Source organism: Pseudomonas caspiana (genome assembly GCF_002158995.1).
GTDB lineage: Bacteria > Pseudomonadota > Gammaproteobacteria > Pseudomonadales > Pseudomonadaceae > Aquipseudomonas > Aquipseudomonas caspiana.
The window spans coordinates 164,933-178,467 of record NZ_LOHF01000002.1; the positions used below are offsets into that span (position 1 = coordinate 164,933).

11 protein-coding genes are annotated in these 13,535 nt (G+C 57.8%); 1 reads left to right on the forward strand and 10 read right to left on the reverse strand.

Annotated features, from left to right (window positions below; genetic code table 11):
* Positions 1-18 precede the first annotated feature (18 nt).
* The 10 genes from AUC60_RS03130 to edd all read right to left on the reverse strand — a co-directional run bounded on the left by AUC60_RS03130 (position 19) and on the right by edd (position 12,266).
* Positions 19-873, reverse strand: coding sequence for a D-hexose-6-phosphate mutarotase (locus AUC60_RS03130; protein WP_087264634.1), 855 nt, complete (start codon positions 871-873; stop codon positions 19-21).
* A 221-nt stretch (positions 874-1,094) separates the two neighbouring features.
* Positions 1,095-2,450, reverse strand: coding sequence for a carbohydrate porin (locus AUC60_RS03135; RefSeq protein ID WP_087264635.1), 1,356 nt, complete (start codon positions 2,448-2,450; stop codon positions 1,095-1,097).
* A 112-nt stretch (positions 2,451-2,562) separates the two neighbouring features.
* Positions 2,563-3,723, reverse strand: a complete 1,161-nt coding sequence (locus AUC60_RS03140; RefSeq protein WP_087264636.1) for an ABC transporter ATP-binding protein — start codon at positions 3,721-3,723, stop codon at positions 2,563-2,565.
* Between the two features lie 2 nt (positions 3,724-3,725).
* Complete coding sequence (locus AUC60_RS03145) at positions 3,726-4,571, reverse strand: carbohydrate ABC transporter permease (protein WP_087264637.1); 846 nt, start codon at positions 4,569-4,571, stop codon at positions 3,726-3,728.
* A complete protein-coding gene (locus AUC60_RS03150) occupies positions 4,564-5,472 on the reverse strand; it encodes a carbohydrate ABC transporter permease (protein ID WP_087264638.1) in 909 nt (302 codons plus the stop codon). The genes AUC60_RS03145 and AUC60_RS03150 overlap by 8 nt, the downstream gene beginning before the upstream one ends.
* Positions 5,473-5,585: 113 nt before the next feature.
* Complete coding sequence (locus AUC60_RS03155; RefSeq protein ID WP_087264639.1) at positions 5,586-6,872, reverse strand: ABC transporter substrate-binding protein; 1,287 nt, start codon at positions 6,870-6,872, stop codon at positions 5,586-5,588.
* Between the two features lie 252 nt (positions 6,873-7,124).
* Positions 7,125-8,528 carry an ATP-binding protein gene (locus AUC60_RS03160; RefSeq protein ID WP_087264952.1) on the reverse strand — a complete coding sequence of 468 codons (1,404 nt, stop codon included), beginning with the start codon at positions 8,526-8,528 and terminating at the stop codon, positions 7,125-7,127.
* Between the two features lie 60 nt (positions 8,529-8,588).
* Complete coding sequence (locus AUC60_RS03165) at positions 8,589-9,326, reverse strand: response regulator (RefSeq protein ID WP_087264640.1); 738 nt, start codon at positions 9,324-9,326, stop codon at positions 8,589-8,591.
* A 139-nt stretch (positions 9,327-9,465) separates the two neighbouring features.
* Positions 9,466-10,443 carry a glucokinase gene (locus AUC60_RS03170; protein ID WP_087264641.1) on the reverse strand — a complete coding sequence of 326 codons (978 nt, stop codon included), beginning with the start codon at positions 10,441-10,443 and terminating at the stop codon, positions 9,466-9,468.
* Positions 10,440-12,266 carry a phosphogluconate dehydratase gene (gene edd / locus AUC60_RS03175; protein WP_087264642.1) on the reverse strand — a complete coding sequence of 609 codons (1,827 nt, stop codon included), beginning with the start codon at positions 12,264-12,266 and terminating at the stop codon, positions 10,440-10,442. The genes AUC60_RS03170 and edd overlap by 4 nt, the downstream gene beginning before the upstream one ends.
* A gap of 219 nt (positions 12,267-12,485) precedes the next feature.
* On the opposite strand from edd, the gene gap reads away from it, so the two are divergent.
* A complete protein-coding gene (gap, locus tag AUC60_RS03180; RefSeq protein ID WP_087264643.1) occupies positions 12,486-13,487 on the forward strand; it encodes a type I glyceraldehyde-3-phosphate dehydrogenase in 1,002 nt (333 codons plus the stop codon).
* The last annotated feature ends 48 nt before the right edge of the window (positions 13,488-13,535 follow it).

Consider the following 13,535-nt stretch of genomic DNA (forward strand, 5'->3'; position numbering starts at 1 on the left):
GGGCGTTCAACTTAGCCATCAGTGCAGCAAACACGCCTGCAGACTCAGCTCGACCTGCTCACCGGGCGCAAGGCTCAGGCTTTCATCATGACCCGACGCCGCCTCGACGCAGACGAAACCGGATGCTTCATTGCCTGCCACACCCAGCAGCGGCCTGTTACCGGGATGCCAGACGACAGTGCTCGCGTTATCGGCGCTATTGATGCCCAGGCGGCGTTGCCACGTTTGATCCTTTAGCTGCAACGGTCCGCTATGTTCAAACACCCGCTGACAGCCACCTGCGACGCGCAGCTCACCTTCTTGCTGACAGGCACGCCGACTCAACTGATCATAACCCTGAGCGCCTTCAAGACCTTGCAACGCAACGTCTTCCACATCACTGATGCGCCAATAAGCATGTAAAGCATGGCCAAACTGGCAAGGCTCGCTGTCTTCGTGACAGGTACTTAGCCGCAGCTCCATGCCCTGCCCCAGTTCAGCGTACAAATCAGCTTGCCAGTCACAGAGCTGCAAGCGCCAATGCAGGCTGACCCCGGATTCGCTTTCGCAACTGTCGATCAGTTTCCAGTCCAGTAATCGCCCCCAGCCATGCGCCGGCCAACCCGATTCACTCGGGTGACGTCCGTGCCACGGCCAACACACCGGCACGCCACCGCGAATCGCGCCCACTTGTGGCCAGCGCGATGCACACCAGAGCCAGGGCTTCTGCCCCGCTGGCTGGAAATGCAGAAGTTGCGCGCCCTGACGACTGAATACGGCCTGACACAGCGGGTGATTGATCAGCAGCACATCACGGTGCTGATGACGCTCCCACTCGAAGGTCGGTCGGGCGCGTCGGGATGTGAAGAAACGCTGTAGGGGGTGTTCGGACATCCAATCCGCTCCAGTCGAAAAATTGCTTGGAAGACTCTAACTGTGGGAGCAGAGCTTGCTCGCGATAAGACTGGACGCGGTTCACTTTGGATCGCGTCCAGCCTTATCGCGAGCAAGCTCTGCTCCCACAGGGGTATGCATTTCAATCAGATACTTCATATCTGCCACTCAAAAAAACGGGCAGCCAGGCTGCCCGTAAAGCACACACGACCCTTGAACGTTTAGAACTTGGTCTGCAACTTGATACCCGCGACCAGTGCGTTATCCACTTGATCTACGCCACCCGGGCTTTTGATGTACTGCAGGTTAGGACGAATAGTCAGCCAGTCGGTTACGTGTACCCCGTAGTAGATCTCGGAGTTGTACTCGCTCTTCTGGATTGGCAGATAGCCAGGGTTGTCATAGTCGTCGATGCCATTGACCGCGTTGATCTGACGGGCACGATCGGTGACGTTATCGTTGACGTGGATACGCGAAACACCAATACCGATGTCATCCTTCGGACGCGCATCGAAAGGTCCCTTGAAGACCATACCGACTTGCAGGAAGTTGTCGACGAAGTTGGTGTCCTTGTCATGCACGGTGGCGTTGGCAAACAGGGTCAGGCCGCGAGACGAGTCGCCACTGAAGGTACTGACCTGTTGCTGCGCCACAACCCACCAGCCGGTCTTTTCGTTACGCGACTTGAACGCCGCACCGGTCAGACCCTGAGGCTGGCCATTGACGTCCTCATAGCGGTCGTCGGCACTCGGGCTGCTGAAGTAATAGCCCAGACGGTATTCGCCAGGCAGCGAGTTGACGGTCGGCGACCACACCACTTCAACCGGCACCAGCGTACCTTTGGAACCGCTGCCGCTCAGCTTGAAGCCATTACCGGTCTCCAGGTTGGACGGGTTCTGCTCGTAGACCCCAATTTGCGCGTACACCTGAGGCGTGATGTTGTATTTCACACGCAGCGCCCACTGGCTGACTGGCCAGTTGTACCAGGTGTCCACGTAGTTCGCGGCCTGAGTACCGCAGAACGTCAAGTTCTGGAAGTCGCAAGGGAAGCTGCCGAAGTCCTCGCCCTCGCCCATTCGACCAGCCTTGATGTCGAGTTTGCCGTCAAAAAACTTTTGCTTGACCCACATTTGCGTCAGGCGCCAGGTCTGACCGCGACCCCATACTTCCTGAGACGAACTGAGCGTGCCGACGCGCGGGTCGCCGAGACGATCGTTGGAGATGTTCTTACCGCTACGTTCAGTGATTGCCAGCTTGAACTCAGCATCGTTCCAGCCAAAAGCCTTTTGCAGGTCGATGTTAACGCCGAGTGCGAACTGGTCGCTGTAACGAGCCGTCTTGTCGGTGTCGTAGCCACCGTGGATGTTGGACCCCATCTCACCGACGTATTCGAGCGAGAAATCATAGCCTTTGTCATACAGTTCCTTACGCACGCCGCCCCAGTCTCCGGTCATATGCCCGTTGGGGTTGTAAGGTTCGATGGCATAGGCAGCACTGGAAAAAACCAGCGCACTCAATACGGACAAACCACCGACAAGCTGGAACTGATTAAGCGGTTTATTACGTAGCTTCTTCATCCCTTGGATCCTCATTTTATTGTTATTAGCTTTTACGGCATTGACATCGACTACTTCGTATTCGCTGGCAGGGCGCTCTTATGGCAGTGAGCGCCCGGCTGGCAGTACCCGGTCAGTTACGGCTGATCTGGGTGACATTGGCCGCACGCTCGACGGGCGGCTGGCTGGCAAGCACACCAAGGCGCTCGCCGGTGGCGGCATCAAAAAGCAGCACTTTGGCGGGGTCGAATTGCAGCGTCAGGCTCTCGCCTACCTGCGGTGCGACGTCCGGCGCCAGACGACAGCAGACTTTGCTCTGGTTGAGCGTGACGAAAACCAGCGTGTCCGGACCGGTCGGTTCGGTGACCTGCACTTCAGCGCGAATAGTCGGCAGGCCATTAGCCTCGGTCGGAGCAAGCACGATTTGTTCAGGTCGCAGACCAAGGATCACCTCGCGGTCCTCCAGACCGGCATCAGTCATGCCCAGCGGCAACTCGCAGCGAGCCTGACCGCTATCAAGCAATGCTATGAGACGCCCTTCCTTGCGTTGCAAACGCAGGGGGATGAAGTTCATCGGCGGCGAACCAATGAAGCTCGCGACGAACAGATTGGCCGGGTCGTTGTAGATCTGCTTGGGCGTGCCGAACTGCTGAATGATGCCGTCCTTCATCACCGCCACTTTGTCGCCCAGAGTCATCGCTTCGATCTGATCGTGGGTCACATAAACAGTGGTGGTTTTCAGACGCTGGTGCATCAGCTTCATTTCGGTACGCATCTCGACCCGCAGCTTGGCGTCGAGATTGGAGAGTGGTTCGTCGAACAGGTAAATCTTCGGCCGCCGCGCCAAAGCACGCCCCATCGCAACGCGCTGTTGCTGGCCGCCGGACAATTGCCCTGGCTTGCGATTGAGCAGGTGTTCGATCTGCAGCAGCTTGGCAACGCGATTGACTTCTTCGTCAATGGCCGTCGCGCTCATCTTGCGGATCTTGAGACCGAACTCGATGTTCTCCCGCACGCTCATGGTCGGGTACAGCGCGTAGGACTGAAAGACCATGGCGATGTCACGATCCTTGGGGCTCATGCCGCTGACATCGGCGTCGTCGATGAGGATCGAACCGGCGCTGATATTTTCCAGACCCGCAATGCAGTTCATCAGGGTTGATTTACCACAGCCGGACGGACCGACCAGAATCAGGAATTCGCCATCCTTGATTTGCAATTCAATGTTCTTCAGCGTGTCCGGAAGGCCCGCGCCGTAGGTCTTGTTTACATTACGTAATTCGAGCGTTGCCATGTTTACCCCTTGACTGCGCCGGCCGTTAGCCCACGCACGAAATACTTGCCGGCGACGATGTAGACCAGCAGAGTCGGCAGCCCGGCGATCATCGCGGCCGCCATATCAACGTTGTATTCCTTGGCCCCGGTACTAGTGTTGACCAGGTTGTTCAGCGCCACGGTAATGGGTTGCGAATCACCACTGGAAAACACCACGCCGAACAGGAAGTCATTCCAGATCTGGGTGAACTGCCAGATCAGGCAGACCATGATGATCGGCGTCGACATCGGCAGAATGATCTTGCCGAAGATGGTGAAGAAGCCCGCGCCATCCAGCCGTGCAGCCTTGACCAGTGCGTCCGGGATGCTCACGTAATAGTTACGGAAGAACAGTGTGGTAAAGGCCAGACCGTAAACCACGTGCACAAACACCAGACCGGTGGTGGTGCTGGCCAGCCCCATCTTGCCCAGCGTGAAAGACGCAGGCAGCAATACCGTTTGAAACGGCAGGAAGCAGCCAAACAGCAACAGACCGAAGAACAACTGCGAACCACGAAAACGCCACATCGATAGCACGTAACCGTTGAGCGCACCGATGGCCGTGGAAATCAGAACGGCAGGCACTGTGATCTTGATCGAGTTCCAGAAGTAGCCGTCGAGCGTCCCCCAGGCCTTGATCCAGCCAATCCCGGTGACTACCGTTGGCCAGCTCAGCAGGTTGCCCGTACCGATATCTTCAGGTGTTTTGAAGCTGGTAAGGAGCATGACCACCAGCGGTACGAGATACAGCAGACACGCGAGGATCAACACCGCATAGATTGCGATTCGACCGAAGCTGAAGGCTGGTTTGCCGACATGACTAGTCATTGCGCTTGGTCCTCAGCTCGGAATACAGGTAAGGCACCAGAATCGCCAGGATCGCGCCGAGCATCAGAATCGCACTGGCCGACCCCATACCCATCTGGCCACGGCTGAAGGTGAACGAGTACATGAACATGGCGGGCAGGTCCGAGGAATAACCCGGTCCACCAGCTGTCATTGCCGCCACCAGGTCAAAGCTCTTGATTGCGATGTGAGCGAGAATCATCACCGAACTGAAGAACACCGGACGCAGGCTTGGCAGCACCACTTTCCAGTAGATTTTCGGCATGCTCGCGCCATCGATCTGCGCTGCACGAATGATCGACTGATCAACGCCACGCAGCCCTGCAAGAAACATCGCCATGATGAACCCCGAGGACTGCCACACAGCGGCAATCACCAGGCAGTACACCACGCGATCCGGGTCTACCAGCCAGTCCAGGCGGAAGCCTTCCCAGCCCCAGTCCCGAAGCATTTTGTCCAGCCCCATGCCTGGGTTCAGCAACCACTTCCAGGCGGTACCGGTAACGATCATCGACAACGCCATCGGGTACAGGTAAATCGTGCGGATAAACCCTTCGCGACGAATACGCTGGTCGAGGAACACCGCCAGCAGCACGCCGATTGCCAGGCTGATCGCGATGAACATGCCACCGAAAACCATCAGGTTCTTGCTTGCCACCCACCAACGATCGCTTTCGTACAAACGCACGTATTGCGACAACCCGGCCCACTTGTAGCTGGGCAAAAAGGTCGAATTGGTGAACGACAGTACGAACGTCCAGAGGATGTAACCGTAAAAACCGACCAGCACGATGAACATGCTCGGCGCGAGCACCAACTTGGGCAGCCAGCGTTGCAGCGCATCAAGCGGCGAGGCTTTGCTGAGGGCAGCGACAGAGCTCATCGAATCACTCACATTGAAAACATCATTTCCAGTTCGCAGGCGTGCCTGACACCGGGATACGGTGTCATCAGCACGGACTGCGGCTGGGGTGGTTTAGTGACTACGCAAACGAATTACTTGGCTGACTTGATGGCAGCGCCCAGTTTCTTCGCAGCATCGGCCGGGTCAGCTTTCGGGTCGTTGATGTAGTTGGTGATGACATCAAAGAACGCGCCCTGAACAGCCAGCGTGGTTGCCATGTTGTGCGCCATGCTTGGTTGCAGACCGCCAGATTTGGCATCAGCCAGGAAGTCCTTGGCAGCGGTTTGCGCGCAGGAATCGAAGCCGTACTTGCCCATGTCACTGAGCATGTCGTTACGAACCGGAATCGAGCCTTTATTGATGCTGAAGACTTTCTGGAAGTTTTCACCCAACACGACCTTCGCGATGTCCTGCTGACCGGCAGCAGTACCGGCATCTTTCTGCTTGAAGACCGCCAGCGAATCGATGTTGTAGGTGAAGGCTTTGTCGGTGCCCGGGAAAGGTACGCACTCGTAGTCTTTGCCGGCGACTTTCTTGGCTGCGGTCCATTCGCTCTTGGCCCAGTCACCCATGATCTGCATGCCGGCTTTGCCATTGATGACCTTGCCTGCTTCCAGGTTCCAGTCCTGACCTTTGCCGTCGACATCCATGTAGGTCGCGACTTTCTTGAGTTCGGTCAGAGCCTTGACCATTTCCGGGCCTGTCAGCGCGCTGTTGTCCAGATCGACGAAGGCTTTCTTGTAGCCGTCTGCGCCCATCACCGACAGCACGACCGCTTCAAATACAGTGCTGTCCTGCCACGGTTGGCCACCGTGGGCCAGCGGGATGAAGCCGGCTTTTTTCAGCTTGTCGCCCGCTGCGTAGAATTCTTCGAGGGTTGTCGGATTTTTCTCGATACCGGCTTTCTTGAAGACTTCCGGGTTGATCCACAGCCAGTTGACGCGGTGAATGTTGACCGGCACGGCCACATAGTCGCCATCGTACTTGACGGTGTCGGAGACTTTTTTGTCGAGCAGGCTGTCCCACTTCTCTTCTTTGGCGACGTCCTTGAGAACGTCGGTGTCCAGCAAGCCAGTGGACGCCCACTCCTGAATATCAGGACCTTTGATTTGCGCCACGCCTGGCGGGTTACCCGCTACAGCACGGCTCTTGAGCACCGTCATCGCCGTAGCGCCACCACCACCGGCGACTGCGCCGTCCTTCCATGTGAAGCCGTCTTTCTCAACCTGAGCCTTGAGCACATCCACAGCCGCTTTTTCACCACCGGAAGTCCACCAGTGGACGACTTCCACGGTGCCTTTCGAATCAGCGGCAAGAGCACTCAGAGGGAACAACGAGGCGACAGAGATGACAGCTGCGAGGCGGGAGATTGAATTCATCGATTTAACCTTTCTTGTTGTTATGCATGAGCAAGTCTGTGCTTGCGCTGCATGGAGTCTAACCAAGGGTTTTGAAAGAACAGTAACGAAGGGACGTGCGATGGTCACAGGATGGTTACATTGGCGGAGTGCGGCCTACGCGATGGTGTCGTGGGACCGGCTTTAGCCGGGAAGAGGTCAGTACAGTCGCTACATCTTCATCGCCTGGAATGCCGCCTTCCCGGCTAAAGCCGGTCCCACGTCTTGAAATGATCAATCCGTTCTAGGCAAATACAACGTCACGCGCAGCCCACCACCACGCAGGTTCTGCAGGCTGACTTCGCCGCCATGGCTATGGGCGATGTTGCGAGCAATGCCCAGGCCGAGGCCGTAGCCTTGCTGCTGATTGCCTGCCAGCCGGAAGTGCGGTTCGAAGACCCGCTCAAGTCGCTGTTCGGGTACGCCCGGCCCTTCGTCGTCCACGTGCAGGACGAAAGCCTGAAGGTTGTCCTCGATTTTGATATGCGCCTTGGTGCCGTATTTGAGGGCGTTGTCGATCAGGTTGCCAATACAGCGCTTGAGGGCCAGCGGCTTACCGGGATAAGGCCCCAGCCCCTTACCCTCTTGCGTCGCGTTGCCATTGCCTTGGGGCAACAAGTACGGCTCAACCAGGCAGTCGAGCACCTGATTGAGGTCCACAGCCTCGATGTTCTCGTGAATGTCCGTGTCCTTGACGCATTGCAACGCGCCTTTGACCAGTAACTCCAGCTCATCGAGGTCGCGGGTGAATTTGGCTTGCAGGGCCTCGTCTTCGAGCAACTCCACACGCAGTCGCAAGCGGGTGATGGGTGTGCGCAGGTCATGGGATATGGCGCTGAACAACTGCCCCCGCTCGGTCAGGTAGCGGCTGATGCGAGTGCGCATGGCGCTGAACGCCCTGCTGACCTCCACCACTTCACTGGCACCGCCTTCAACATCCGGCTCGACGTCCGCGCCCAGTGACATGTCTCGCGCAGCCCGCGCCAGACGCTTGAGGGGGCGACTCTGCCAATGCACCAACAAGCCGATGAACAACAACAGAAAACCGCTGGTGAGCAGGATGAACCAGACCTGCTGCAGCGGCAGGTCCTGCTCTTCGAGGGTGGTGTAAGGCTCGGGCAGCAACGACGCGATGTACAACCATTCCCCAGCCGCCAGCTCGATTTGCGTCACCAGCACGGGTGGATTAACAGGCTCCAGGCTGAGTGCGTAATGCGCCCATGAGCGCGGCAGCTCATCAAGGGTCAGACCGCTGTTGAAGATGCGCAGGTCTTCAGGGCGTACGAACCACACGGCAATGGCCGGATCGTTGCCCAGATGCTGACGCAGCACGTCGTCGACGGCAGTCAGTACGGCCTGTTTGCGCGGCGTGGCATCCAGCACTTTCATGTCCAGCGGACGATCATTGAGAGACACGACAAAACGCGTGCCGCCCATGCTGCGCAGTTGGTCGAGCACCAACGGGCGATAGGCCAACGGCAATGAGCGGAAGTAACTGACGCTGGCCGCCATGGAGTGCGCAAGGCTGCGTGCACTGGTGACCAGACCTTCCATTTGCGTGGCGCGCAACTGAGACAGCCAGATCACGCTGGATAACGCCTGAGCCAGCAACACCGCCAGCAGGGTCAGCAGCAACATGCGCCCGAGCAACGAGCGTGGCAGCGGCAAACAGCGCCGTGGTGCTTTGTTGATCAGCACTCAGTAACCACTGCTGGCTTGGCAGATCACATTGGCGGCCAGCAAATAACCGCTGCCACGCACGGTCCGGATCAGCCGCGGCGACTTGCCGGTATCACGCAGGCGCTGACGCAAACGACTGACCGCCATGTCGACGATTCGCTCCAGCGGCATCAACTCCCGGCCACGGGTGGCGTTGCCGATGGTGTCGCGGTCGAGAATCTGTTGCGGGTTATCGAGGAACAGCTTGAGCAGCGCAAAGTCGGCGCCGGACAAGATGACTTCCTCGCCATCGCTGTGGAACAGCCGGTGGCTGACCATGTCCAGCCGCCACTCATCGAAGGTGAGCACGTCACCACCAGCGCGCTCTTGCCCGAATTGCGCGCGGCGCAGCAAGGCTTTGATTCTCGCGACCAGCTCTCGCGGGCTGAAAGGTTTGCCCAGGTAATCATCCGCGCCCAGCTCCAGACCGATCACGCGATCTGCCTCATCGGAACTGGCGGTGAGCATGATGATGGGTACATGGGGATGGCGAACATGTTGGCGTACCCAACGGCAGAGGCTGAAGCCGTCTTCGTCGGGCAGCATCACGTCGAGGATCAGCAGGTCGCCGGGTTCGTCATTGAATGCCTGACGAAAGCCCGCACCATCGCCGACGGCACGCACCTGAAAGCCGGAGCGGCTCAGGTAGGTTTGCAGCAACTCACGAATCTCCTGGTCGTCATCGACCAGCAGGATCGATTTACTGACTGAGCTCACTGGGATCGTCCTTGTTGCTATGGATCGTTATTGTTAGGGATGGAACCTGAACACAAACCCTGTAGGAGCTGCCGAAGGCTGCGAAGGCGGTTTACCTGACACACCTTCATCGCAGCCTTCGGCAGCGCACACAGAAAAACTACAACTCTACCGCGCGCTCCTCGCCAAATGCCTGCTGCAAAGCCACACCGGCGCCCATCAGGCCTGGATACTCGGCCGTCACCAGCCAGACCGGAATGCCTTTGAAGTAATCGCTCATCACGCCTTTCTCGGCGAAGGCGCGCTTGAATCCGCTGTTCATGAAGAAATCGATAAAGCGCGGCACAACACCGCCGACGATGTACACCCCGCCACGACCGCCCACGGTGAGGACGTTATTGCCTGCCACACGCCCGAGGAACACACAGAATTGCTCCAGCACGGCGGCCGCCACCGGGTCACCCGCAACGGCTGCCGAAGTAATTGCTGCAGGAGATTTCAACACCGGCTCGATGTCATCCAGCGCGCAACTGACCTGGTACAGCAGCAACAAACCGGCGCCACTGAGGACGGTTTCGGCGCTGACGTGTTCGTGCTCGGCCATCAGCCGCATCCACAGCATGGCTTCACGCGCATTACCGATCGGCAGATCAACATGCCCGCCTTCGCCCGGCAATGCCATCCAGTGATTGACGCCGACACTGAGCAAGGTACCAACCCCGAGCCCGGTGCCTGGCCCCACCACCACACGCGGCCGATCTGGCTCGCTGATGCCGTGGCAGACTGTCAGATACTCGTCATCGGCCAGCCGCGTCATGCCCAATGCCATGGCACTGAAGTCATTGATCAACAGCAGGTCGTCAATTTTCAGGTTCGCGCAGAAAGCCGACTTGCTGAGCTTCCAGTGGCTGTTGGTGAACTCGAACTCATCGCCGTCGACCGGCCCGGCAACCGCCAGACAGACTGAACCGACGTCGCCCCTTTGCAGCTCCAGATCCTGAAGATAAACCTCAACGGCTTTCTCCGGGCTGGCGTAGTCGATGGTCGGGAATACCCGGATCGAATGCAGCTTGTCGTCTTCCCAAATGGCAAAACGTGCATTGGTACCGCCAATATCACCGACCAGGGCCAACTTCACTTAAGCGTCTCCAGACTCGAGGTAAAGGCGCTGGCGCCCTGCTCGGCGGAGCTGAAGGCCATGCGCATGAAACCGAACAGCTCGCGACCGCAGCCGACCGCGTTGTCCAGATGACCTACTGCAGGTTCTCTGGCGGCCAATTCTGCCGGTTCGATCAAAACTTGCAAGGTCCCTTTTACGCCATCCACACGGATAATGTCGCCATCCCGAACAAGTGCCAAAGGGCCACCACTGTAGGCTTCAGGGCAGACGTGAATGGCCGCCGGGATCTTGCCCGATGCGCCAGACATGCGTCCATCCGTTACCAGTGCGACCTTGAAACCCCGGTCCTGCAACACGCCAAGAAATGGTGTCATTTTGTGTAATTCAGGCATGCCGTTGGAGCGCGGCCCCTGAAAGCGCATGACTGCAACAAAATCACATTCCAGTTCCCCAGCCTTGAACGCATCCGCCAGATCCTGCTGATCGTGAAAGACCTTTGCCGGGGCCTGAACAATCTGATGCTCCAGGGCGACGGCCGAAACCTTCATCACACCGCGCCCCAGATTGCCTTCCATCACACGCAAGCCGCCCTCAGGAGAGAACGCTTTGGCGACAGGACGCAGGATGTTTTCATCGAGGCTTTCAATCGGGCCTTCGCGCCATACCAGCTTGCCATCCTCCAGGAATGGCTCTTGGGTATAACGGCTCAGGCCACGCCCCAGCACGGTGTTGACGTCCTCATGAAGCAGACCGGCTTCCAGCAATTCGCGAATCAGGAACGACATGCCGCCAGCAGCCTGGAAGTGGTTGATGTCGGCTTTGCCGTTCGGATAAACGTGGGTCAGGGTCGGCACGACTTCAGACAAGTCGGCCATGTCCTGCCAGGTCAGTTGAATACCGGCGGCCTGAGCGATGGCTGGCATGTGCAGCGTATGGTTGGTGGAACCGCCGGTGGCATGCAGCGCGACAATCGAGTTGACCAGCGAACGCTCGTCGACGATCTCACCGATGGGCATGAAGTTGCCGCTCTGCATGGTCATGCGCGTCACTTGCTGTGCGGCTTCGACAGTCAGCGCATCACGCAGCGGGGTATACGGATTGACGAACGAAGACCCCGGCAAATGCAGGCCCATGACTTCCATCAGCAACTGGTTGGTGTTGGCGGTGCCGTAGAAGGTACAGGTGCCTGGGCCGTGGTAGGACTTCATCTCCGAGTCGAGCAACTCTTCACGAGTGGCCTTGCCTTCGGCATAGCGCTGACGGACATCAGCTTTTTCCTTGTTGGAAATACCGGAAACCATCGGTCCGCCCGGGATGAAAATCATCGGCAAATGGCCGAAGCGCAGCGCGCCCATCATCAGGCCGGGCACGATCTTGTCGCAGACGCCCAGCATCAATGCGGCGTCGAACATGTTGTGGGACAGCGCTACGGCAGTAGACATGGCAATGACTTCGCGGCTGGCGATGCCAATCTCCATGCCCGGCTCGCCCTGGGTCACACCGTCGCACATGGCCGGTACACCACCGGCAAACTGACCGACCGAACCAATGTCACGTAAAGCCTGTTTGATCTGATTCGGGAAGTGCTCGTACGGCTGATGCGCCGAGAGCATGTCATTGTAGGAGGACACGATGGCAACGTTAGCCGCGTTCATCATGCGCAAAGTGTTTTTGTCTTCAGGACCACAGGCTGCAACGCCATGAGCAAAGTTGGCGCACTGCAGCTTGCCGCGCATCGGGCCGTCGCTGGCGGCGCCTCGAATCAGTTGCAGATAGCGCTGCCGGGTTTCGCGACTACGGGCTATCAGCCGCTCGGTTACTTCAAGGATGCGGGGATGCATGTGCTGAACTCCAGGCTAACGTATGTGGTCACCCGTTTCAGACCTTGCAGATTTCGAGGCACAGGCCTTATCTGTAAAAGCTTGATCTCGATCAACTGTTTTGGCCTTACAGGCTTCTCGTTGTAGATAAAACAAAATATTGCCACTAAAAAGGCTTGTTTTCTATTTCTATGCGAATAATCTTGTAATTCCAACAACAAATTCAGAAAGGACGGCTGTATGACTCTTCGTATCGCAATCAATGGTTTTGGCCGCATCGGCCGCAACGTCCTACGCGCACTGTATACCCAAGGCTACCGCCAAGACCTGCAGGTCGTCGCCATCAATGATTTGGGCGACAGCGAGATGAACGCTCACCTGCTGCGTTTCGACACGGTTCACGGGCCTTTTTCCGGCACAGTCGAATGTGACAGCGAGAGCCTGACGGTCAATGGTGACCGTATTGCGGTCAGCGCCATTCGCAACCCTGCCGAGTTGCCGTGGAAAGCCCAGAACATCGACGTCGTGTTCGAATGCACCGGCTTGTTCACCAGCCGCGACAAGGCCGCCGCGCACCTGACTGCCGGTGCTCGCAAGGTCATTATCTCGGCACCGGCTCAAGGCGCCGACGCGACCATCGTCTATGGCGTGAACCACGACACGCTGCGTCAATCGCATCAAATCATTTCCAGCGCATCTTGCACGACCAATTGCCTGGCGCCGGTGGCGCAAGTACTGCACCGTGAACTGGGTATCGAAAGCGGCTTGATGACCACTATTCATGCCTACACCAACGATCAGAACCTGATCGATGTTTATCACACTGACCCTTACCGCGCGCGTTCGGCCACTCAGTCGATGATCCCGAGCAAGACCGGAGCAGCCGAAGCGGTGGGTCTGGTACTGCCGGAACTGGCGGGCAAACTGACGGGCATGGCGGTGCGGGTGCCGGTGATCAACGTGTCGCTGGTGGACCTGACCGTACAACTGACTCGTGACACCACCGCTGCGGACGTCAATGCGCTGATGAAAGAAGCCAGCCAGCATTCGAAGGTCTTGGGCTACAACACCCTGCCACTGGTTTCTCACGACTTCAACCATAACCCGCTGTCGTCTATTTTCGACGCCAATCACACCAAGGTCAGCGGTAAATTGCTCAAAGTTCTGGCGTGGTACGACAACGAATGGGCATTCTCCAACCGCATGCTGGACAACTGCCTGGCGCTGCATAACGCGCAGTGAAACTCTCAGCCTGAGGAACCATCATTCCTGAATTGGAATGTAATCCTG

What these genes read in the sequence shown, in the direction of transcription:
- AUC60_RS03130 (WP_087264634.1), bottom strand. Translation starts at nt 873, where the DNA reads ATGTCCGAACACCCCCTACAGCGTTTCTTCACATCCCGACGCGCCCGA.
- AUC60_RS03135 (WP_087264635.1), bottom strand. Translation starts at nt 2,450, where the DNA reads ATGAAGAAGCTACGTAATAAACCGCTTAATCAGTTCCAGCTTGTCGGT.
- AUC60_RS03140 (WP_087264636.1), bottom strand. Translation starts at nt 3,723, where the DNA reads ATGGCAACGCTCGAATTACGTAATGTAAACAAGACCTACGGCGCGGGC.
- AUC60_RS03145 (WP_087264637.1), bottom strand. Translation starts at nt 4,571, where the DNA reads ATGACTAGTCATGTCGGCAAACCAGCCTTCAGCTTCGGTCGAATCGCA.
- AUC60_RS03150 (WP_087264638.1), bottom strand. Translation starts at nt 5,472, where the DNA reads ATGAGCTCTGTCGCTGCCCTCAGCAAAGCCTCGCCGCTTGATGCGCTG.
- AUC60_RS03155 (WP_087264639.1), bottom strand. Translation starts at nt 6,872, where the DNA reads ATGAATTCAATCTCCCGCCTCGCAGCTGTCATCTCTGTCGCCTCGTTG.
- AUC60_RS03160 (WP_087264952.1), bottom strand. Translation starts at nt 8,528, where the DNA reads ATGTTGCTGCTGACCCTGCTGGCGGTGTTGCTGGCTCAGGCGTTATCC.
- edd (WP_087264642.1), bottom strand. Translation starts at nt 12,266, where the DNA reads ATGCATCCCCGCATCCTTGAAGTAACCGAGCGGCTGATAGCCCGTAGT.
- gap (WP_087264643.1), top strand. Translation starts at nt 12,486, where the DNA reads ATGACTCTTCGTATCGCAATCAATGGTTTTGGCCGCATCGGCCGCAAC.